Annotated in this window: 20 protein-coding genes; 8 read left to right on the plus strand and 12 right to left on the minus strand. The window is 53.1% G+C overall.

Annotated features, from left to right (window positions below; translation table 11 throughout):
* Positions 1-2: 2 nt before the first annotated feature.
* Genes JW953_03780 through JW953_03795 form a run of 4 tightly spaced genes read right to left on the minus strand, consistent with a single transcriptional unit; the run spans position 3 to position 3,743 of the window.
* Positions 3-587 (minus strand): pentapeptide repeat-containing protein, encoded by a 585-nt coding sequence (locus JW953_03780; GenBank protein ID MBN1991797.1) that lies wholly within the window; start codon positions 585-587, stop codon positions 3-5.
* Positions 584-1,183 (minus strand): hypothetical protein, encoded by a 600-nt coding sequence (locus JW953_03785; GenBank protein ID MBN1991798.1) that lies wholly within the window; start codon positions 1,181-1,183, stop codon positions 584-586. The genes JW953_03780 and JW953_03785 overlap by 4 nt, the downstream gene beginning before the upstream one ends.
* On the minus strand, positions 1,180-2,388 hold the full coding sequence (locus tag JW953_03790; protein ID MBN1991799.1) for a DNA double-strand break repair nuclease NurA: 1,209 nt from the start codon (positions 2,386-2,388) through the stop codon (positions 1,180-1,182). The genes JW953_03785 and JW953_03790 overlap by 4 nt, the downstream gene beginning before the upstream one ends.
* Positions 2,385-3,743: a metallophosphoesterase gene (locus JW953_03795; protein ID MBN1991800.1), complete on the minus strand. Its 1,359-nt coding sequence runs from the start codon at positions 3,741-3,743 to the stop codon at positions 2,385-2,387. The genes JW953_03790 and JW953_03795 overlap by 4 nt, the downstream gene beginning before the upstream one ends.
* A 165-nt stretch (positions 3,744-3,908) precedes the next feature.
* Between JW953_03795 and JW953_03800 the strand changes: the two genes are divergently transcribed.
* Positions 3,909-4,409 (plus strand): metallophosphoesterase, encoded by a 501-nt coding sequence (locus tag JW953_03800; protein ID MBN1991801.1) that lies wholly within the window; start codon positions 3,909-3,911, stop codon positions 4,407-4,409.
* 3 nt (positions 4,410-4,412) lie between these two features.
* Here JW953_03800 and JW953_03805 read toward each other — a convergent pair whose 3' ends face one another.
* The gene (locus tag JW953_03805; GenBank protein ID MBN1991802.1) at positions 4,413-5,048 is read right to left on the minus strand and encodes a GAF domain-containing protein; all 636 of its coding nucleotides are present in this window, start codon (positions 5,046-5,048) and stop codon (positions 4,413-4,415) included.
* A 313-nt stretch (positions 5,049-5,361) separates the two neighbouring features.
* On the opposite strand from JW953_03805, the gene JW953_03810 reads away from it, so the two are divergent.
* The 4 genes from JW953_03810 (at position 5,362) to JW953_03825 (ending at position 9,576) form a co-directional block, all read left to right on the plus strand.
* On the plus strand, positions 5,362-7,140 hold the full coding sequence (locus tag JW953_03810; protein ID MBN1991803.1) for a hypothetical protein: 1,779 nt from the start codon (positions 5,362-5,364) through the stop codon (positions 7,138-7,140).
* 153 nt (positions 7,141-7,293) lie between these two features.
* On the plus strand, positions 7,294-7,557 hold the full coding sequence (locus tag JW953_03815; protein MBN1991804.1) for a redoxin domain-containing protein: 264 nt from the start codon (positions 7,294-7,296) through the stop codon (positions 7,555-7,557).
* Positions 7,558-7,603: 46 nt separating this feature from the next.
* On the plus strand, positions 7,604-8,323 hold the full coding sequence (locus tag JW953_03820) for a response regulator transcription factor (GenBank protein ID MBN1991805.1): 720 nt from the start codon (positions 7,604-7,606) through the stop codon (positions 8,321-8,323).
* Positions 8,324-8,331: 8 nt separating this feature from the next.
* On the plus strand, positions 8,332-9,576 hold the full coding sequence (locus JW953_03825) for a HAMP domain-containing protein (protein ID MBN1991806.1): 1,245 nt from the start codon (positions 8,332-8,334) through the stop codon (positions 9,574-9,576).
* Between the two features lie 59 nt (positions 9,577-9,635).
* On the opposite strand, the gene JW953_03830 is transcribed toward JW953_03825, so the two are convergent.
* The 7 genes from JW953_03830 to JW953_03860 all read right to left on the minus strand — a co-directional run bounded on the left by JW953_03830 (position 9,636) and on the right by JW953_03860 (position 16,457).
* Positions 9,636-10,718, minus strand: coding sequence for an ADP-ribosylglycohydrolase family protein (locus tag JW953_03830; GenBank protein MBN1991807.1), 1,083 nt, complete (start codon positions 10,716-10,718; stop codon positions 9,636-9,638).
* Between the two features lie 33 nt (positions 10,719-10,751).
* Positions 10,752-12,200, minus strand: coding sequence for a radical SAM protein (locus JW953_03835; protein MBN1991808.1), 1,449 nt, complete (start codon positions 12,198-12,200; stop codon positions 10,752-10,754).
* Positions 12,201-12,317: 117 nt separating this feature from the next.
* Positions 12,318-12,974: a YbhB/YbcL family Raf kinase inhibitor-like protein gene (locus JW953_03840; protein ID MBN1991809.1), complete on the minus strand. Its 657-nt coding sequence runs from the start codon at positions 12,972-12,974 to the stop codon at positions 12,318-12,320.
* A gap of 117 nt (positions 12,975-13,091) precedes the next feature.
* On the minus strand, positions 13,092-13,460 hold the full coding sequence (locus JW953_03845; protein ID MBN1991810.1) for a response regulator: 369 nt from the start codon (positions 13,458-13,460) through the stop codon (positions 13,092-13,094).
* Between the two features lie 19 nt (positions 13,461-13,479).
* The gene (locus tag JW953_03850) at positions 13,480-13,818 is read right to left on the minus strand and encodes an STAS domain-containing protein (protein MBN1991811.1); all 339 of its coding nucleotides are present in this window, start codon (positions 13,816-13,818) and stop codon (positions 13,480-13,482) included.
* Between the two features lie 13 nt (positions 13,819-13,831).
* A complete protein-coding gene (locus tag JW953_03855; GenBank protein ID MBN1991812.1) occupies positions 13,832-14,173 on the minus strand; it encodes an STAS domain-containing protein in 342 nt (113 codons plus the stop codon).
* Positions 14,174-14,396: 223 nt separating this feature from the next.
* Positions 14,397-16,457 carry a SpoIIE family protein phosphatase gene (locus JW953_03860; protein MBN1991813.1) on the minus strand — a complete coding sequence of 687 codons (2,061 nt, stop codon included), beginning with the start codon at positions 16,455-16,457 and terminating at the stop codon, positions 14,397-14,399.
* Between the two features lie 220 nt (positions 16,458-16,677).
* Here JW953_03860 and JW953_03865 point away from each other — a divergent pair, with 220 nt between their 5' ends.
* The 3 genes from JW953_03865 to JW953_03875 all read left to right on the plus strand — a co-directional run bounded on the left by JW953_03865 (position 16,678) and on the right by JW953_03875 (position 20,081).
* Positions 16,678-17,268 (plus strand): DNA-3-methyladenine glycosylase, encoded by a 591-nt coding sequence (locus JW953_03865; protein MBN1991814.1) that lies wholly within the window; start codon positions 16,678-16,680, stop codon positions 17,266-17,268.
* A gap of 102 nt (positions 17,269-17,370) precedes the next feature.
* Entirely contained in the window at positions 17,371-19,422 is a 2,052-nt protein-coding gene (locus JW953_03870) for a PAS domain S-box protein (protein MBN1991815.1), read from the plus strand.
* A complete protein-coding gene (locus JW953_03875) occupies positions 19,419-20,081 on the plus strand; it encodes a response regulator transcription factor (protein ID MBN1991816.1) in 663 nt (220 codons plus the stop codon). Before JW953_03870 ends, JW953_03875 begins: the two co-directional genes overlap by 4 nt.
* The last annotated feature ends 25 nt before the right edge of the window (positions 20,082-20,106 follow it).

Here is a 20,106-nt window from a genome sequence, read left to right on the forward strand (position 1 = left end):
CCCTACTCCGCCACCATGCCGTTGGGCATAATGGCAAATTCTAAATCAGCGCCGGCTAAACTTGCCTCAACCAGATTGGCCCCACTCAGGTCGGCTTCCCGCAGCGTGGCTTCTCTTAGATTGGCTCTATACAGATTCGCCTGGCGCAGATTGGCTTCACTCAGGTTAGCCTGGCTCAAGTCGGTTTCACTAAGATTGACACCACTCAGGTTGCTCTCGCTCAGATTGACCTGGTTGAGCGCGGCCTTGCTGAAATCCGCCCCGCTCAAAGTAGCCCGGCTCAAGTCAGCCTCGGTCAAGGTAGCCTGGCTCAACACGGCCTGGCTCAAATTAGCGCCGCTTAAAGCAGCCTGGGTTAAATTGGCCCCATTCAGCTTGGCCTGGCTCAAATTGGCATAAGTCAGATCGGCCCCGTTGAGGTTTGCCCCGTTGAGGTTTGCCCCGCTCAAATTGGCCCGCAATAAACGGGCCTGGCGCAAATCTGCTCCCTGGAGGGTTGCCCCGCTCAAATCGGCGTTGGTCAACCAGAGGGGACGCTGGCCGCTTTGGAGGAGTTGGTTGAGTTGGGTTTGGGTGTATTTCATCATGCCTCGGGTTTAATGCGTTTCAAAATTCCGTCCAGTCGTACCAGGTCAAAACTGAGCAGACGGGCCAACTCGCGTCCGGCATTTAGCAAAAATTGGCGACGGGTTTCAGGAGAGTACACCGCCGCAGCCTGGCGCAAGTTGGCAATAAGCAATTCATCGGCCGGAATCTGGCCGGCGTTAAGCACCAGCCGCATATAGTCTAACTGTTTGGTGAACGCCCGAATGTCGGTTTCGTCGCACATTACCAACACATCCAGGCTGATCGGCGGTTGGGGCGGCAAGCCTTGAATAATTTCCTGGCCCTGTTGATAACCCACCACCAGCACCCCAATTTCAATGGGCACCAGCCGGTTCTCCCGTTGGTCCAGGATTGCCTCTGTTTCCATCTCTCCGGCTAAAATCAGTTGGCGGACGGCCGGGTCGTCCTGCACTTGCACGTCGTAGATCAGGCCAAAGATGTGGGTTTTTTCATGGGGCAACGGCACTTTAACCAGATTGCCAAATTGGGGCACGCTGGGCTGCAATACGCGGCAGCCAACGGTAAAACCAACGGTGCTGGCCCGCAAAACCCAGCCAATGGTGAATGTTGCGCTCATAATCTAAAACCTTCCTTGCCGGTGAGTAGGGTTTTGTTGAACTCTTTGGGAGAAAGCGCCGGCAGCAAACCCTGGCGACGCATTTCCACGGCCAGCATCATTTCCACCGCCTCCCGTTCCTCGCCGGAAATAATCGCCAGTTCATGGGCGCGACTCAAAACATAAGGATAACTGCCGGTAATGCGGGCTTGCCGAACCAGCGTGGCGTGTAGGAGGTCAATGGATTGAGGATTGGCCGCCACCCAGGCTGGAATTTCTACCCGGGCCAGGTTGGGGCTGGCCTGGTTACTGCCAACGTTCAGATAAAAGAAATGGATGGCGTGTCCGGCCAGGCTGTATTTTTCCACGTTTTTGGCCTTAATGGTAAAAATGGCGCTCCGCTCGCCCGGGTCAAGAAAAGTGAACAGATCCAGATCGGTCAGATGGCGGAACGGATTCTGGCGCAAGTTTTCTTCGGTGATGGCCGCCGGGTCCAGGGAGGCCAGGTGCAACAGGGCCAAAACAAAGGTGCTGCGGGGGCGGTCAACATAACCGGACGGCAAAACCTGGGTTTCCCGCAGGCGGTGGAGTAGCTCAATGTATTCGTTTTGACACGCCTCTTGCCGGTCAAACGGCAAATCAATAACTCGCAGGGTCAACCGGCCATCCATCAGGGCCACTACCGGCTCTGTTCCGGCGTGGGTGTAGGCCGGGGCCAAGTCGGCCAACACCCCCAATTCCGCCAAATCACGTTTCACATTGACCTCGCCCGGCGAGATGAGGCGGCCTTGCGCGTCAAGAAGTTCATCCGGGGCGTAACAGAGCAGGGGCTTGGGGTTGTAGGTTTCCGGCTTTTGGTTTGAACCATGCCGGTAAACAATACTGCCAATGTTAACCAGATAGTAGAGGGTGATGGCGTGACGGCTGGGCAGTATCTGAGAGCCGTCACTGGCAATCACGGTGACGCGCTCCGGGCAGGGAGGGAGAGGGTAGGCCTGGCCCAGGGCTTCGGCGGTGGGGGCCGCGCCTACCCAATCAAAGCGTAATTTTTGCTGCACTTTTTCGGCCAGGCGGATGCGCTCGTGGAGCGTGGACTGGTTGGTAGAAAATTGTTGTAAAAGTGCTTGCGCCTGTCGCCCGGCTGCATCGCGCAGCGGGTTTTGTTCGGCCAAACTACGTCCCATGGCTTTCACCTGGGGGGCAACTTGATTGAGTTCAAGCGTCATAGGCTTCTGTTTCCAAAAATACGGACCAGCCAGCTAAATTTTTGCTGAAAAAAGTTTTGGGTTTCCGCTTCTGCTTTTTGCTCAAAAAATAAAAGTTGGGCGGTGGGGAGATGGTGTTCGTTATAATCAATGCGGGCGTAGGGCAGGCGAGCGGCGGCATGATGGGACTGCCAGGAGCCGCTAAAAAGCGCGGCCCAGGTTTCAGGCGAAGCATCGGAAAAATCTTCTATCCAACTGCCGGTATTAATGTAAACACTGTCGTTGTTTAAAAATTCTTGAACCGGATAGTGGGTGTGTCCAAACAGAACCACCCTGGCCCCTTCTCGTTTGACTATTTCTGTAGCCGCATGATGTAGCATGGCTTGTTGTCGCTGCCGGTCGGCCTGGCCTATGGCCAAAGCATTATCGCCAACGACAAGTTGAGGAGAGGAGGCGACTTCCCGGTTATCTTCATCCGTTAGCCGGAGATACGGTTGCAGTTGTTGATGAAACTGCTGCCGAAAAGTCGGATCATTGGCGTAACGCCGGGCCATAGCCCCCCGTTTCTCATCATCTTCCAAATCTTGTAACAAATCGTCTTCCGTTGAAACCGTATGGCGGATATAGTGGGCCAACATTTTACCGGCAAAGTCAAAATCCCAGGGCAGGGCGTACCAGATTAAAGTGGTGATAGGTTTAATATGGTCCACAAACCAGTATTCATTTTCAAGTTTATGGCCGGCATTAATCACCAGCCGGGAGCCAACCGGGTAGTGAAGTTGGGTGGGATTATCGGGCGAGCGAGGGTCAAAAAAATCGGGATAACGATTCATTTTTTCGGCGCGCTGGTGGCCATGTTCAACGTATATTTTTTCCCGGCTCACAAATTCGTCGGCAAAAAGCAACAGCGAGGCCCGGGTGCCCGAAGCGCCCAATATCTCGCGCAAACGGCTTTTAACGCCGGGCCAAAAGAGGTTGACATCGTGATTGCCCTTGATAAGGGTAATCCGGCGTTGGGGCTGTTCAACGTGCATAAAGTCTGAAAGGGCATTGAATACCTCGGGATGGCCTTCGGCAATAATGTTGAGCCGTTTGATCGAGGCTGCTTGAGAGGAGTCAAGGTAAGCTTCCAGAGGATAATGTTTGAGGGGTTCGTAAACTTCTACGGCTGGCACTTGTAGAAACTCAAAAAAATCGCCATTGATGATCAGTTCAATTTCACGCTGCTCTCTTTCGCTTTCGCGCCAAATTGTATGCAAAAAATCACATAATTCCCGGTCGGCGGTAAAACCTTTCCGGCGATTTTGGCTCTCCCGGGCATAGCCGGCGCCCAGGTGTAAATCTGAAAGAACAAATTTTAGTTTTTGGCCCGTCATGCCCTACATTCTCCGCTGTAGTTTATGAGGGCATTATACCACACTCAAGGGGGAACGTTAAACAGCGTCAATTTGCATAAAGAAAAGTTGCTTTTGCTAATTGGGGGTAACGTGATAAACTCATGGGGGAGAATTTAAAATTGTAAAATTAAAGAGGAGGTTGACATGCTCATCGGCGTTTTTTCAGACGTACACGACAATCTTGAGAATTTGCACAAAACTCTGGAAATCTTCAACGCGCAAAGGGTTGGCGCGCTGATATTTTGCGGTGATTTTTGTTCGCCCATTCCCTCCAGGGTGATAGCCGGTGAATTTAAGGGCGATATTCATTGTGTATTTGGCAATGGAGATGGGGACAGGTTTGCTATTTTAAATGCGGCCCACACCCAATATCCCAATCTTAAATTACACGGCGAGTATGCCGAGCTTGAGTTTGAGGGAATCAAAATTGCGGTTACACATTACCCGTTTTACGCCAAAGCGTTGGCGCGCACCGGGGATTACCAGGCTGTATTTTCGGGACACACCCACCAACGCCACCAAGAAAAAATAGGCCATTGCCTGTGGCTGAATCCGGGCGAGGTGTTGGGCTGGCAAGGTGAAGCAACGTGCGCCATTTATGATACCGCCACCAATTCGGCGGAATTCGTCAGGATAGGGGTTTAGCGGCTAATCGCCAAACAAATCATCGCCCTCTTCAGGTTGCCGAGGGGCAAAGTTGGGGGGCATTGTTTGCAATACTGCTGCCGCCACCTGATTTAAAATTAAAAGCAAAGCTACATCGGCCTCGGTGAATTCATTATCCTGTTTGTTGACCAATTCAATCACGCCAATGGGTTTGTTATCGGCCAGCACCGGGGCGCACACAATTGAGCGGGTGGAGAAGCTAAATTCCTGGTCAACGGCCAGCGAAAACCGCCAATCCTGGCGGGGGTTGTTGACGATGATGGGCTTTTGATTACTGATAGCCCAGCCAACCACGCCGGCATCGCCTTTAAGGCGATACCCCGGCAGTTGCTCTCGCAGATCGCCGTGGACGAGGACAAAAACTAATTCGCCGGTTTCTTCATCCAGGCGTGATAAAGAACCATCTTTGGCCCCCACGGTGTTTATCACCTGGTAGAGCAGTTGATCGAGCACATCAAGCGGTTTTTCGGCAAAGGGTATTTCTTGATTGGCCTGGTAAATCTCTTTAACAATGTCCAGGTAATGATACAGCGTTTTGTTCTTCTGTTTCAACGCCTCGTTCTCTCTTTTTAAACGGATATTCTCTTGCTGCAAAAATCGGGTGGCTGACGTATCCATTGGCAACCTCCTGAACAAACCCTGTCACTTTTCTCTAAACATTTACCACCAGTATAACAAAAATAAGCTTAAAACAAAAGAAGATGTTGGTACTAAGGCTGCTGCTTGCATAAATTTTGCTTAAAATTGACATATCCGGTAAATCGTGCTATCGTGTTTTGTTATGCCCGGCCAAATGGGAACACTCCGGTTGGAGAATGGGCCGGTTTGAAGGAGTTGCGGCGCAGAGCCAGGCGATTTTTTGTTGCCTGCCCGCAGCTTTTGGCGATTTATCTGGATAGTGTTTGTTAGTGTTTGCAGGAAGGATGCGTGCATGATGAAAACAGTCACCAAATTAGTGGCTTTGGCGGCGGTATTGCTGCTGTCCACGGCCCTTCCGGCCTGGGCCAGCCAGGGCGTGGGCGGCAGTCCCTATACCGCGGACCTGTTGATTAGCGGTTTGAATACCGGCCAACTCAATCCCGGCCAGGAGTATTGGTATGCCTACAGCCGGATAGACCTGGGCGATCCGGGCTACAACTCCGTTATTCTCAGTTTGAACTTTGAAGCCGAAGGCCGGTCCATCGCCAGCCGGGTTAATTTTCAGGTCTTCAACTTTTCGCAGGTGGAAGCCTGGCTCAAAGATAACAGCGGCCCGGTTGACAGCCTGGGACTGGGCATCCCGGCCAGCGCCGATTTTGACGTAACTACCGGCGAACGTTTCTGGGCCGGCTCGGTTGCGCCCAATGATATTTACTACGTGCGCGTATTTAACATCTCGCCCAGCCCGGTCCAATACCGGCTGACCGCCCTGGGCCAAAAAAGCGCCGGGCTTGAACCCCTGGCCGCCTCTGCCGCTGCTTTTGAGCCGCAAGTGATTCCGGCGGCCATCAGCGTGCATAATCCGGCCGCTCCCGGCAAAGCTGCCGCCCCGGTTTCGGTGGCCCCGCCTGTTTCCGCCCAACCTTCCGTTATTGATACGTTGCCTATTCAACCGGACGACAGTTCCCCGGTTTCCACGGGTTGGCTGCTGGCCGCCCAGGCCATCAACGGCTTGCCTCCGGCTGAAGCGGCGGCCTGGCTCATGTCGGCGGCCTCATTGGGTTGGCTGCCGGTCGGTTCACCGGCCCTGGCGCCCATTAATCCCGACGCCCAGGTAGCCGGGGTGACGACGCCCGGAGGTGACAGCGGCAATGCCTCAGGGGTTGTAGTCACTACCCCCCCTGACCCCAGCCAGGGTTATAGCATTTATCCCAACCAACCCATTAAACTTTTGCAAGGCCCTAACATCGGCCGGCTGGCCCCCAAAACGGAGCATTGGTATACCTTTACCGCGGGTAAAGTGGATGATATCCGTTTTGAAGATATGTCGCTAACCATCTTCTTCACCCCCGGCGAACCCAACCTTGCCAGTAATGTTATCTTTGAAATGTTTACTGCCGGGCAATATCACATCTGGGAACGCGGCACCCCAAACGATATGGAGCATTTTGGCGTTGGCTCGTGGGTTTCCCGGGACGGCGACTATAATACCGGGGAACGCCTCTGGCGGGGCATGGTCATTGACGGCGACCAATATTTTGTCAAGCTGACCAACGGCAGCAACGAGTGGATTGATTATTACCTGATTCCCGGCGACATCATCAACATTGAAATGGGGCCAAAAACCGAAACAAAACCCCAGCCCGTTGCATTGACGCCCACCGGCCACGACATCGGCTCGCCCTTGCCGTTGAGCCTGGGCCACACCCGGGCCACCCTGGCCGCCGGAGAAGACATCTGGTTTCAGTTTGAATATAACCTTGCCGACCCCGACGAATTTGAATTTCACCCCTATTTGATTGAGTTGAATCACACTCCCGGAGCCGGGCATATCACCAATCACGTTAATTTTGAAATTTATCCCTTCCAGGAACAACATCTCTGGCGGCGCGGCGATACCGACAAAATTACCCCTTTGGGCGTCGGCAGCGACCTGAAGTACGATAAAGCCAGCGACACGCATACCTGGGTTTGGGACGGCCACCTGGTTTCCAATACCATTTACTTCATCCGGCTCAGAAACGATTCGCCCCACCCCATAGATTATGATTTTTTCATCAAGCGAAAATAAATTCTGCTTCAAAAAAGATTGAACATTAACACGCGAAGTAGCTCTACTTCGCGTGTTTTGTTTTTAGACCTTGCAATAAAATTGTAAGATTTCTGACATAAGCTAAATTCACCGGTATGGAGGGAATGGCATAACCAGTACAAAAACGATGGCCTGGTCATCATCGGCGTGCATACTCCCGAATTCAGCCACGAAAAAGATATTGACAACATGAAAGAAGCCATCAACCGCCTGGAGGTGCCTTACCCCGTGGTCATTGACAACAATTGGCAAACCTGGCGAGCTTACAATAATCACTACTGGCCCGCCAAATACATCATTGACAAAACAGGCCATATCCGTTACATTCATATTGGCGAAGGCGGTTATGAAAAACAGGAGCAGATTGTTAAGGCGCTGTTGGTTGAAGAAACGTGATAGGCCATACGTAGTGCCTAAATCTGGCAAATGAAACGAGGTCTGTATGTCTGCCAAACAACGCATCCTGGTTGTTGACGACGAACCAAATATCCGTGAAGTTGTAGAACTATACCTGCGCCGGGAAGGGTTTGAGGTGGAAGTTACGGCCGATGGGCCAACGGCTTTGGCCGCCATTGAGCGCAAAATTCCGGATTTGATTGTGCTTGATTTAATGTTGCCGGTGGTGGATGGCCTGCAAATAACCCGCATTCTGCGCCAGGGCGACTACGATATTCCCATTATCATGCTCACCGCCAAAGGCGAGGAGTCGGACCGCATTGCCGGCCTGGAATTGGGCGCAGACGATTACGTGAGCAAACCCTTTAGCCCCAAAGAATTGGTGGCCCGCGTTAAAGCTGTGCTGCGCCGGGCCGGGGCTAAACCCCTGGTAGACCCTCACGCCCAACCCCTGAGCAGGGGCCAGATCACGCTTAATCCCGCCACGCGCCAGGTGTGGGCCAAAGACGGCCAGGAAGTAATGTTAACGGCCAAGGAGTTTGATTTGCTCTGGTTTTTGATGAATCATCCCAACCAGGTTTTTACCCGCGATCAGTTGCTTGATAACGTGTGGGGTTATGACTTTTTTGGCGATGCCAGCACCGTGACCGTGCATGTGCGCCGGTTACGGGAAAAAGTTGAGCAAGACGCCACCAAACCGGAACACATTTCCACCGTGTGGGGCGTTGGCTATAAATTTAACGCCCAGGCGCAAGCAGACAGGTAAGAGAACCGATGAACACCCAAATGAACTGGAAAAAAATCTGGTGGCTCTCGCTGTTGGGCTTGGCGGGGGCTTTTTTAACGGCGGTGGGCATTGCCATTTACATCATGCAGGCTCCCGCCGATGATTTAAGGGCCTTGCTTAGATTTTTGTTAACCTCCAGCGTGCCTTCGTTGTTGGCCGGTTACCTTATTTTTATGCTGGGGCGTAAGTGGCTGCACAGCATCCGTTATAAAATGCTGCTGGCTTACGGCCTGGGCATTGTCATTGCCCTTATCAACATTTATGTAACCTCCCAATTGATGTTTGTTTCTATGCACGACTTTCTGTTGCTGGGACTGCTATTGATTTTTGCCGGTATGCTCTCGGTGTCATTTGGCTATCTATTGGCGGCCAGTATGGCCCAATCCTTGGGCCAGCTCCAGGAGAGCGCCCACAAAATTGCGGCCGGGGATTTTTCAACGCGGGTCAGCGTGAGCGAGGCCGACGAGTTGGCCGACATGGCCCAGGCTTTTAACAAAATGGCCGACGAGTTAGCCAGGTCGTTTGCCCGGCAAAAAATGCTGGAACAGGCTCGCCGGGATTTAATTGCCGCCGTCAGCCACGATTTACGCACGCCGCTCACCTCGATGCAAGCCATGATCGAAGCCCTTGAAGACGGCGTGGTTTCCGACCCGCCCACTGTGCAGCGCTACTATGGCACCATCCGCTCGCAAATAGAAAACCTATCCCATCTCATTAATGACCTGTTTGAATTATCCAAACTGGAAAGCGAACACGTTCAACTCCAACTGGAGCCGGTCAATCTGAACGATCTTCTTTCAGATGTGCTGGAGTCTATGCAGGCCCAGGCCAGGGCCAGACAAATTTTGGTGCGGGGCGTTTTTGGCCGAGACTTGCCCATGGTCCAGGCCGAGTTAGCCAAAATCCAACGGGTGTTGGATAACCTGGTGCAAAATGCCCTGGCCCACACCCCGGCTGATGGCTCAATCACCCTGACCACCCACACAACGCCGGAGGGGGTGCAGGTAGATGTCGCCGATACCGGCGAGGGCATTACCCCCGCGGATTTGCCCCACGTATTCGACCAGTTCTTCCGGGGCGAAAAAAGCCGCAGCCGTAAAACCGGCGGGGCTGGCCTGGGTCTGGCCATTGCCAGGCGCATTGTTGAAGCGCATGGCGGCCGGATTTGGGTGGAGAGCCAGGTGGGGCAAGGAGCGCGATTCAGTTTTGTATTGCCGGTTTTGTCACTATAAGGGATTGTCCCCAGGGAGACGCTTGGGAGAGACTCGCCCGGCCATTCTGGCGCTGCCTTTTAAGTTTCAGCGGCTAAATCATTTAACAGCGCGGCCAGCGTGTCTGCATTGTTTTGAGGGGCGGCCCGGTAATTTTGACAGGCCAGTTCAAACAAGCCTTCAGCTATCTGCTCAAAGTTGTATTGGGGATTGGCCCGGCGCAATGTTTCAATATGTTCAAGGGGGATAACGTCAAACGTTTGCCAGGCCCCGGCCAGGGCGCAGGCAATGGCCCCCACCGTATCGGCTTTGCCCGACAGGGCAGCGGCAAACATGGCCGTTTCAACCGGGTCGCCGTTGGCCATGGCTAACACCCCAAAAGCACAAGGGACAGTATCGGCGGCGGAAAGGGTTGAGCCGATCAGGTCGTAGAGGTTGCGCAGGCGGTCGCGTTCGGACAGGCGGGCCTCAACGGCCCAATTGACCGCTACATCAATTTTCCGGGCCACCGAGGCTCCCAAACCGGGCCGACCGTTTTCGCGGCCTATCTGAGCGCCGTGGACGGCCACGTTAACAATCTCTTCCAGGGTGGTATCGGCCGACATGGCCTGGGCTACGGCCGCCGCTACGGCGCACGCCCCGGCAATAGCCACGTCTACAAAGTGGGTGGGGGTGCAAACGGTAATGGCGTCGGCAATGGCCGCATCAGGGTTGCCGGAATGGATCAAACCAACCGGGCTAATGCCCATGGCCATGGTGTTGGTATTACAATCCAGGCCAGATAGGCTCACGTTTGCGCCAGATTTAAGGGCGGCTACAAGGCGGCGGGTGTTGGGGGCCACAAAGGGAGCGTTGTCGCCATTTACGTGATCGTACCAGTTTATAATGGCCCTGGTGGCGCCCTCAAGGGTCACCTGGCCATCCGCAATAATGGTTTGAGCCAGGGTCAGGGCCAGGTGGGTGTCGCCCGTAACCTGTCCGGCTTGCAGACCGGCATGCAGGGGATGGTCGTCGGGAGCCGGCAGCAGGGTTTCCAGCCAGCCATCGAAATGTTCCCAGGTTTGTTCGGGCCGGAAATAGGCCGGCATGGCCCAAGCATCGCCCAGAGCCTGCCCGTACAACGCGCCCGCAATATGGCTATAAGCATAACTTTCGAATTCCATCTATCCTCTTTTGGAATTCCGGTTTCTAATCCGCTAAGCTTCCATTTTTAAGAAGTGCGCGGCGTTATCCCAAATGATTTTGGGCGTAATTTTGATTGGATGCACGCGGCGCGTAATGGCCCATCCTTTCCACAATTTGTGATTCCACCAGTAGAGGGTGTCTATAAATTTATGGCGAGGCGCTTTGATCAGCACCCGGATTACCGGTTCTAGCCAGGGATGTTCAACGCCCAGGGCAAACCAGCGTTGTAGATATTCCATCTGGTTTTTTTCTTTTTTATCGCGGATGAGAATGGACCTATCCCAGGCAATGGCCCCAATATCCTCAAAGCTGCCGGCCATGTGGCCATTTTGCAGGGTAAATTCACCCAACTCGGTGGCCGGATACGGCTGGAACAAAAAAGCGTGGGCATACTTTACTTTGGCGGCGGCATTAAGGCGCATGGTTTCAAGGTCGTCTTCCAGGGTGGCGGTGGGTAGGGCCAGGATGTTGGTGGCGGTCAGGTTAATACCGGCCTTGTGCAACATCCGGCCCGATTCGATGATGGTTTCGCGGGACATTTTGCGTTTGAGCAGTTCATTGCGCAGCCGATCGTTGCCGGCCTCAATGCCCATGCTCACGGTGTTGGCCCCTGCTTTTTTGAGCAGGGCCACTTTTTCGGGGGTTAGCAAATTGGAACGCACGTTGCAGAAGAAGGGCAGGCCCACCTCTTTGGGGAAACGCTCGGCAAATTCTTCCAGCCAATCCATGTAGATGATGAACAGGTCATCCAGAAAAACAACCTGTTCCAGCGGATAGCGTTCCCGCACCCAATTGACCTCTTCGATGACGGAATCAATGGTGCGCTGGTAGCCGCGCTTTTCGCGGGTGTAGATTTTGTACCAGGCGTGGTTGAAGCAGTAGGTGCAATGGTAGGGGCAACCCCGGCTGGCCATAAAGTGTTTGATGGGGCTGTTGCGGGTGGGGGCGTGTTTGCTGTAAATCAATTCGCGGTCGGGCATGGGCAAGTTGCCCAATTGGCGGATGAGCGGGCGCACCGGGTTTTTGATGATCTCGCCGTCAACGTCGAACCACCAGTTGAGGAGGTTCGGCCGGAAGCCGCCGTTGTCCAGGGCATTGGCCAGGTCCACTATTGGGCCTTCACCTTCACCCACGCAAACGCCATCAACGCCCTCTTCGTGAATGATGTCGGGGAAGAAGGTGGGATGCGGGCCGCCAAAAACGCTCAACACTCGTTTGCCCCGGCCGTTCAAGGCTTCCTTGAGACGGCGGTTGAGTTTAAAATAATAATGCTGCGAGCCGGTCATGGTGCTAAACCCGAGAATGTCGGGCTGAAAATCTTTGGCAACCTGCACCGGGTCTTCCTGGGCGGCAATGGTGAGGGCCACGTGATGCCCGGCCTCTTTTAACACCGCAGACATAGACATGATGCCCTGCGGTTCGTAATCAATTTGTTTTTCTACCCATAGAACTCGGGCCACGGGGAACCTCCTGCAAAAGCAGTATTGGAAATGAACGGTTAGATTATAGAGGAGGCTATTTGTTTTGTCAACTTTGAGGTGATTTTATAAACTTTTAGATTACTAAAGTTTATTATTTTATTTGCGTTCGTATATCCCTACTAATTCTGTTTGGGCCAGGATGTGGGCTGGCATGGCCTGCAACACTTCTTCTTTGGTGGCGCCGGCGGCCAGGTTGAGGCCGGTATCCAGAGCGTAAAGGCTAAAAACATAGTGGTGAGGGAAACCCGGCGGCGGGCAAGGGCCGCCATAACCCATCCGCTTAAAACTGGTGGTGCCGCTCAAACTGCCGTCAGAAAGTTGAGCGTCTGCCGGAACATTTTCGGGCAAGGAACGGGTAGAGGCGGGTACATTGTAGAGCACCCAATGCACCCAAACGATACCGGCCACCTGCACCGCGTCGGGGTCATCAACAATGAGGGCAAAACTTTGCGCGCCGGAAGGTGGTTCGTTCCAACTCAGCGGGGGGGAGATGTTTTCGCCATCACAGGTATATTGCTGAGGAACTGTGTCGCCTGATCCAAAGGCGCCGCTTTTCAGGGCAAACGGTACAGTTGTTGGCGTGGGGGGGGCAAGGGCAGCGGTGGGTGGAGGGGTGGCAGTAGGAGGGACAGGGGTAGCGGTGGGCGAAGGGATGGGCGTAGGAGGCACTGAGGTGGTGGCTGGCCGGAGTGTAGGGGTTGGGAGAAGGGCCGTTTCCGCCGGGGGAGACGTTGCGCCGCAGCCGTTTAACATCAAAGTAAGCGCAATTATCAAGCAAACCAATAAGCACTGCTTTTTCATTGTTGCCTCCTCAGTAGCTATAGGACACTTGTAAGTTGCTGCTATTTAATAGGATTGGATTGGCAGGGTTTATTTTTTTAGTTGCGTCTGAATTGTTTCAAGCAAGTTGCTGGAACTAAAAGGTTTGGTCAGGTAAGCGTCGGCGCCCATTTCCGAGGCTTTGGCCACTTCTTCTTCCTGACCAATGGCGGTAATCACGATGATGGGGATGTGCCGGGTTTCGGGGGATTCTTTGGCGGCGGTCAAAAATTCGTAGCCGTCCATAAGCGGCATAGAAATATCACAGGTAACCACGTCCGGTTTTTGTTCTCTTAACAAAAGTAAACCCTCAAGCCCGTCGGCCGCTTGCAACGTGGAAAAACCGGCCTGTTCTAACATTCTGGCTACCAGGCGGCGGATATGTACGGCATCATCAATTATCAAAATGGTTGCGCTCACAGAAATTTACACGGTTCGCTTAAATCAGGCTTTGCCTGGCATCGTTATAGGTAGGATGAATGGGAAAAATCCGGTCGAGCATGGTTAAACGAAAAACGGTTTGGGCCTGGGGTTGGATGCCGCTCAAAGCAATAATTCCATTTTTTTCGCGCGCCAAACGCAAGCCCGACACCAACGACGCCAAGCCAGAACTGTCAATAAAAGGCACCTCTTGCAGGTCAATAATTATTTTTGGCTCATCTTTTTCCAATAATTTTTGCAGGGTGGCCCTGACTTCCGGGCTGGTGGTGGCGTCGAGCCGGCCATTGAGGCGAACCAGCATAACGTCCGTCTCGAGGTTTTGGGATATGATGTCCATTGGCTTTTGCCTTTCACTCTTCCGGACTATTCAAGGCATCCTCAACACTATCATGAATTTCAAAAACGCGATCAAACATGGTCAGTTCAAACAACAAACGAGCCTGTGATTGGGGAGCGGCCAGTTTGAGATTGGCGGATTCGCCGCCCAATGTTTTTAAACCGGAAACCAGGGCGGCCAGGCCGGAACTGTCAATAAAGGGCACCTCTTTTAGATCAACAATTACCTGGGTGACACCCTGTTCAACCAAGTTTCTGAATGTCTGTTTGGCCTCTTCAGCCGAACGCGCATTCAAGGCGCCGTTGAATGAAACAATATTGACCGCCGAGGATACAGACTTTGTAGTGATCTCCATAGATTTCCTCCAAATGTGTTTGCAAGTTGATACAATTAGGGTCAGGGTAACTTTTTTGTTTGGCTGAACCCGGTCCGCCGGTGGCTCAAACCCAGGCCGAGGGGTTTCGACAAACGGTTAGAACATGTTACAGATTGTTGTTTACTCAGTCAGGCTCTATTGTAATCATTAAAGAAACAAGATGCAATTTAAGCGATACAGTATGATCACCAGGCCTTGCGGCTCAGGCAGGTGGCAATAGTTTTAAGAGACGCCAATGATTACCTGTTTCAGCATTGTAATCATAAGAAACAACATCCATTATCTGGCGGACAATGTGCAAGCCATAGCCGCCTTCTTCCAGCCGGTGAGGGTCGGAGTTGGGCGGTGGAATAACGGTGGGATCAAAACTTTCGCCGGTATCGTAAAGGTCTAATTGCAACCCGTTATTGAGCAAGGTTATCTGGCCTTTGATCTGACCGTCTTTACGGGCATAGGCATGTTTGATAATGTTGGTGCAAATTTCTGAAATAGCCAATTCAACCAGGTAGATAAAATCATCGGCATTGGGGGAAACCGGTAAGGCGGGTAACTCCTGGCAGGCAGCGCTTACTGTTTGGGAAATGTCGCCCAGGTATTTCACATCAGCGGGATAAGAAAAGTTCACGGTTTTGATGATGGTGGAAATATCTTTAGGCGCGACCCCCTCTGATTGGGGCAGGATTTTAACAATAAGCAGCGTGGCGTCATCTCGTCCCAGCGCATTGCGCCGAAAATTGGCAATTTCAGACTGGATGGCCTGCTGGAGCACTTCGGGCGGCTCGTTAACCCGCGACTCAATGGTGTAAATGAGGCGATTAAGGCCAAACAGGTTGCCGTTGGGCGCTTGCGCCTCGGTAATGCCGTCGGTGTAAAGAACCAGGGTATCGCCAGGGTTGAGGTGAATGGTGTCCACCGCTTTGCTCTGATGGCCAAAAATGCCTATCGGCGGCGAGGTGGCCCGCAATTGTTCGGTGGTGCGCGTATTGACCCGCCAGAGAATACCGGGGGTGTGACCGGCGCTGGCATAATTGAGGGTGCTTTCGTAAGTATCTATCACCGCCACAAAGGCCGTGGCAAACGAGTCGATCCGGCTTAAATCTTGGTGCAGCACGTTATTGGCCTGGTCAATGATCAGGTGGGGGAGTTCGCCCCGCATGGCCTCTACCCGCAGCATGGTTCTGGTAACCGAGGTGAGCATGGCCGCCGGAATGCCCTTGCCGGCCACATCGCCAATAACCAGGGTCAGATTGCGCTCGTCAACGGTGATAAAGTCATAAAAATCGCCGCCAACTTCTGAGGCGGGAATAGAGGCCACGGCAATGGCCAACCCGCCCATTTGGGGCAACTTGGTTGGCAAAAAACTTTCCTGGATTTCGGCGGCAATTTCCAGTTCGCGGGTCAAACGCTCTTCCAGAATTAGCTTTTGGTGGGTCAGGAAATTTTTAATGATCGTGCCCACCTGTTGGGCCAGGGCGGCCAATAGTTTCACATCGCCTGCCGTAAAGTTTTTATTGGCTTTGTTAATTAGCCCCAGGGCTACTTTGGTTTCTTCTTCATCCAGGATAAGCAAGGGCGTGGCCAGTAAATTTTCAACATAGGCCGGCGCATCCGGCCAAAGGTCACGACAGGTCGCGATATCGTTGCACAACACTACATGATTGGCCTTAATAAGATTGTCCAGCAGTGTTTCATTATGCACTTGATGGCGCAAACCGGGCGTACAGGTGACACACTCTAAACTACCGGCGCGTTTTAGTAAAATAAAGCCGTTTTGGGTGTCAATCACTTTGCGGATTTCTTGGAGGATGGATTTGAGCGTGGCAATCAGGTCTGACGTGAGGGCCAGGTTTTGGGTCACTCGATAGACCAATTCCAGTTGATCCCAGGCCCCAATCAACTCGTCGGTCATATCTTGCAAGGCCATTTCGTCGGTCAGGCGGGCCACGATGGTTTCTGCGCCCCAGGTTAACAAGGGGGTATCCTGGGGCTGGGCATCGAGCGCCACCAGATAACCGTGGGCCTGGTGACTATCGGCCAGGGGCGCGATTAATACGGCCTGGTTGGCATGGGTTAAAAAAGTGGGATGGTTGGGCGCGGCTTGGGCTAATATTTCCGGCCAGTTGTTGGCCGGGACGCCGTTGGAATTGGCCAGCACTTCTCCGGCCGGCGATAGAAACAGAATCTCGCTGCCAACAATGCCCTGCCAGCGTTGAATAAAGTGATTAAAAAGATTAAGTTTGAGCGGCGCCGCCAAGTTAGACATAAAGATTGAACACAACCAAAATATGTTTTATTATACCATATTTTTGCCATGTGGTGCAGGGAGAATGTTACTATTTTTAGAGTTTTTTCAAAACCAAAAATCTGGCTCTCCTGACTATCAAACTTCCAATTTATCTGGAATTTAAAATTTGAAACGCATCCGAGATAAAGTACAATGACGTTTCATTATCTTATCCTATTGGTGATTTGTGACCACAAACATTATCAAACAAGATTTTTTTGCTCAACCTACCTTAACCGTGGCCCGGATGTTATTGGGCCAGCGCCTGGCGCGAGAAATTGAAGGCCATTATTTGAGCGGCCTGATTGTTGAAACCGAGGCCTACATTGGCCCGTTTGATACGGCCAGCCACGCCAGCAAAGGACGCACGCCTCGCACCGAGATAATGTTTGGCCCGCCGGCGCGCGCCTACATTTATCTGGTCTACGGCATGCACTATATGCTGAACGTGGTCACTGAACCGTTAGATTTTCCGGCGGCAGTGCTTATTCGGGCCATAGAGCCAACGGCAGGCGTGGCGGTTATGCAGGCCAACCGGCGGGGGCATCCGGCCAACGCGCCAAATTTAACCAATGGACCGGCCAAACTGTGCCAGGCGCTGGCTATTGACAAAACCCTCAATAATTGGGACATGACCTTGGGCCAAAAATTGTGGCTGGAATTTACCGCCCCCATCCCTGAAGCCCGGATTGCCACCGGTTCTCGCATTGGCATTGATTATGCGCAGCCCCAGGATCAAATAGCGCCCTGGCGTTTTTGGCTCAAAGGCAATCGGTTTGTGTCAAGATAGGGGCTGTTTCAAATGACAACAATTATCTGCCGCCGTTGTAATAGAATTGGAGTTATGATATGATAAAATGGTCTAACGGCTAGTGATGAAGGAGATAGGACCATGGCGGTTCGGGTGTTGGTGGCTGAAGACGAAGCCACTTTGGCGATGAATACTGAGCATAAACTCCAAGCGTTAGGCTACAATGTGGTGGCGGTTACTGCTATGGGGGAAGAGGCTGTTCATCTGGCGGTTGAAACCCGGCCTGATTTAATCTTGTTAGACATCAAACTGAAAGGCAAATTAGACGGCGTGGAAACCGCCGCCCAAATTCGGCAGCGTTTTGACATCCCGGTAATTTATCTTACCGCGTACGCCGACGCGGAAACTATCCACCGCGCCAAAATCACCGCACCCTTTGGTTATCTGCTAAAACCATTTGCTAAAGAGGAACTGCACGCCGCCATTGAAACAGCCCTCTACCGGCATGGCCTGGAAAAAAAACTGCGGGAATCAGAAGAGCTGTACAAAACAATGGCCGAAACCTCGCCCGACGCCGTGATGGTGATTGATCTGGCCGGCAACATTACTTACGCCTCTCCTCACATCCTTGATCTCCACGGCTTTGACACGTTAGAAGAAGTATATGGCCAAAACATCTTTGACTTCATCGCCTCAGAAGACCGGAAAAGAGCGATGGCCAATCTGCAAAAAACCATCCAAGAAGGGACGACAAAAAATATTGAATATACCCTGCTGCGCCAAGATGGCGTTTGTTTTCCCGGTGAAATCAGCGCAACCTTAATCAAGGAAGCTTCGGGAAAACCTTTTGCGCTGATGACTGTGACCAGAGACATCAGCGAGCGCAAGCAAATAGAAGAGGCCCTGCAAGAGAATTTTCAGCAATTAAAAATTGCTTACGAGCAGGCCAGAATCTATGCCCAGGAACTCACCCAAGAAATTAGCGAACGCAAACAAGCCCAGGCCGAAATCCAAAAACTCAACACAGAATTGGAGCAACGAGTTGTGGGCCGCACCCGGGAACTATCGGCTCTGTACGACGTATCCGCAGCAGCCAGCGAATCTCTGGACCTCAAAACAATCCTGGAACAATCCCTGGCGCGATTGCTGGCCGCTATGGAGGCCAATGCAGGCGCTATTCATTTATTGGAAGAAGACCCGTTGGCCGGGGAAACGCTTCGGTTGGCGGTGGAACAGGGCATCCCTGGTTTGATGGGCCGGCTAGACTCCCCGACCGGAGACAGCGGTTTAGGCAGTTGGATCATTGAACACGGCGAGCCGTTGGTGGTGTCTGATGTAACTGCCGACGCCCGTGTGCCGCTGGCTATCCGCCAGAGTAACTTTAAGGCTTATGCCGGCGTGCCCATGCGCGCCAGGGGGCGGGTATTGGGCGTAACCAGCGTGCTTGGCCCGGCCGGCCATCAATTCAACGTGGAAGAAGTCGCTTTGCTGGCTTCCATTGCCGACCAGGTGGGTGTGGCTGTGGAAAATGCCCGGCTGCGCTGGCAGGCCGAACAGGCAGCCGTAATGGAAGAACGAGCGCGATTGGCCCGGGAACTGCACGACTCGGTGACCCAGTTACTGTACAGCCTGAACCTGTTGGCCGGGGCCGGGCAACGCCTGGCCAAAGAAGGAAACCTGGAAAACGTTGAAACTTACATGACCGACCTGGGGGACATTGCCCAACAGGCCCTTAAGGAAATGCGTTTACTGGTTTACGAATTGCGACCGCCAACCCTGACCCAGGAGGGACTGGTTGGCGCATTACAACAACGACTGGATGCGGTTGAAGAACGGGCCGGTGTAAAAACCCGGCTGTTGGTGGCAGGCGTAGAGTTGCTGCCGGCCATTGTGGAAGAGAGTCTCTACCGCATTGCCCAGGAAGCCCTGAACAACGCCCTCAAACACGCCTCAGCTAACTCCGTTGTGGTGCAGCTTCAGGCAGAAGACGGTTTAGTGACGCTTGAAGTGGCCGATGACGGCCAGGGCTTTAATCCTGACGCCGTCGGCGATAGGGGCGGCATGGGCCTGATGAGCATGCAAGAACGAGTCGAGCGACTGGGCGGCTTCTTGACCGTTGTGTCGAACCCTGGCGAAGGCACGACGGTCAAAGTGAGGGTCAAAATGAACCAAAGTATGGAGGAGTCGTTATGACCGGTTCAAACCCGATCCGCCTGCTCATTGTTGACGACCATCCCGTGGTGCGGCGGGGTTTACGCGCCCTTATCTCCAGCGAGCCGGATATGGCCGTGGCAGACGAGGCCGTAGATGGATTGGAGGCCATAGCCAAAGCCCGTTCTTTGCAGCCCGACGTTATCTTGCTGGATTTAGTGATGCCGCGCATGAGTGGTTTAGAAGCCATCCCGGGGATCAAACAAGCGTACCCTGAGGCGCGAATTCTTATCCTGACCAGTTTTGCCGAAGACGATAAAGTCTTTCCCGCCATCAAGGCCGGCGCCCTGGGCTACCTGTTGAAAGACTCATCGCCTGATGACTTGCTGGCCGCCATCCGGGATGTCTATCAAGGCCGGTCGTCGTTACACCCTACCATTGCCCGCAAACTGATCAACGAACTCAACCAACCTTCCGACTTACCGCCCACCCCGGACCCCCTGACCGGACGCGAGGTTGATATTCTGAAACTGGTTGCGCGGGGGTTGACCAACCAGGAAATCGCCGCCGAATTGGTCTTGAGCGAATGGACGGTCCGCACGCACGTGCGCAATATTTTAGACAAACTCCACCTGGCCAATCGCACCCAGGCCGCCCTGTACGCGCTGCGCGAAGGCCTGGCCAATTTAGATGGGCCTTGATGTTGGCCGGGTAAAAACAAATTTT

The organism is Anaerolineae bacterium, from assembly GCA_016931895.1.
GTDB lineage: Bacteria > Chloroflexota > Anaerolineae > 4572-78 > J111 > JAFGNV01.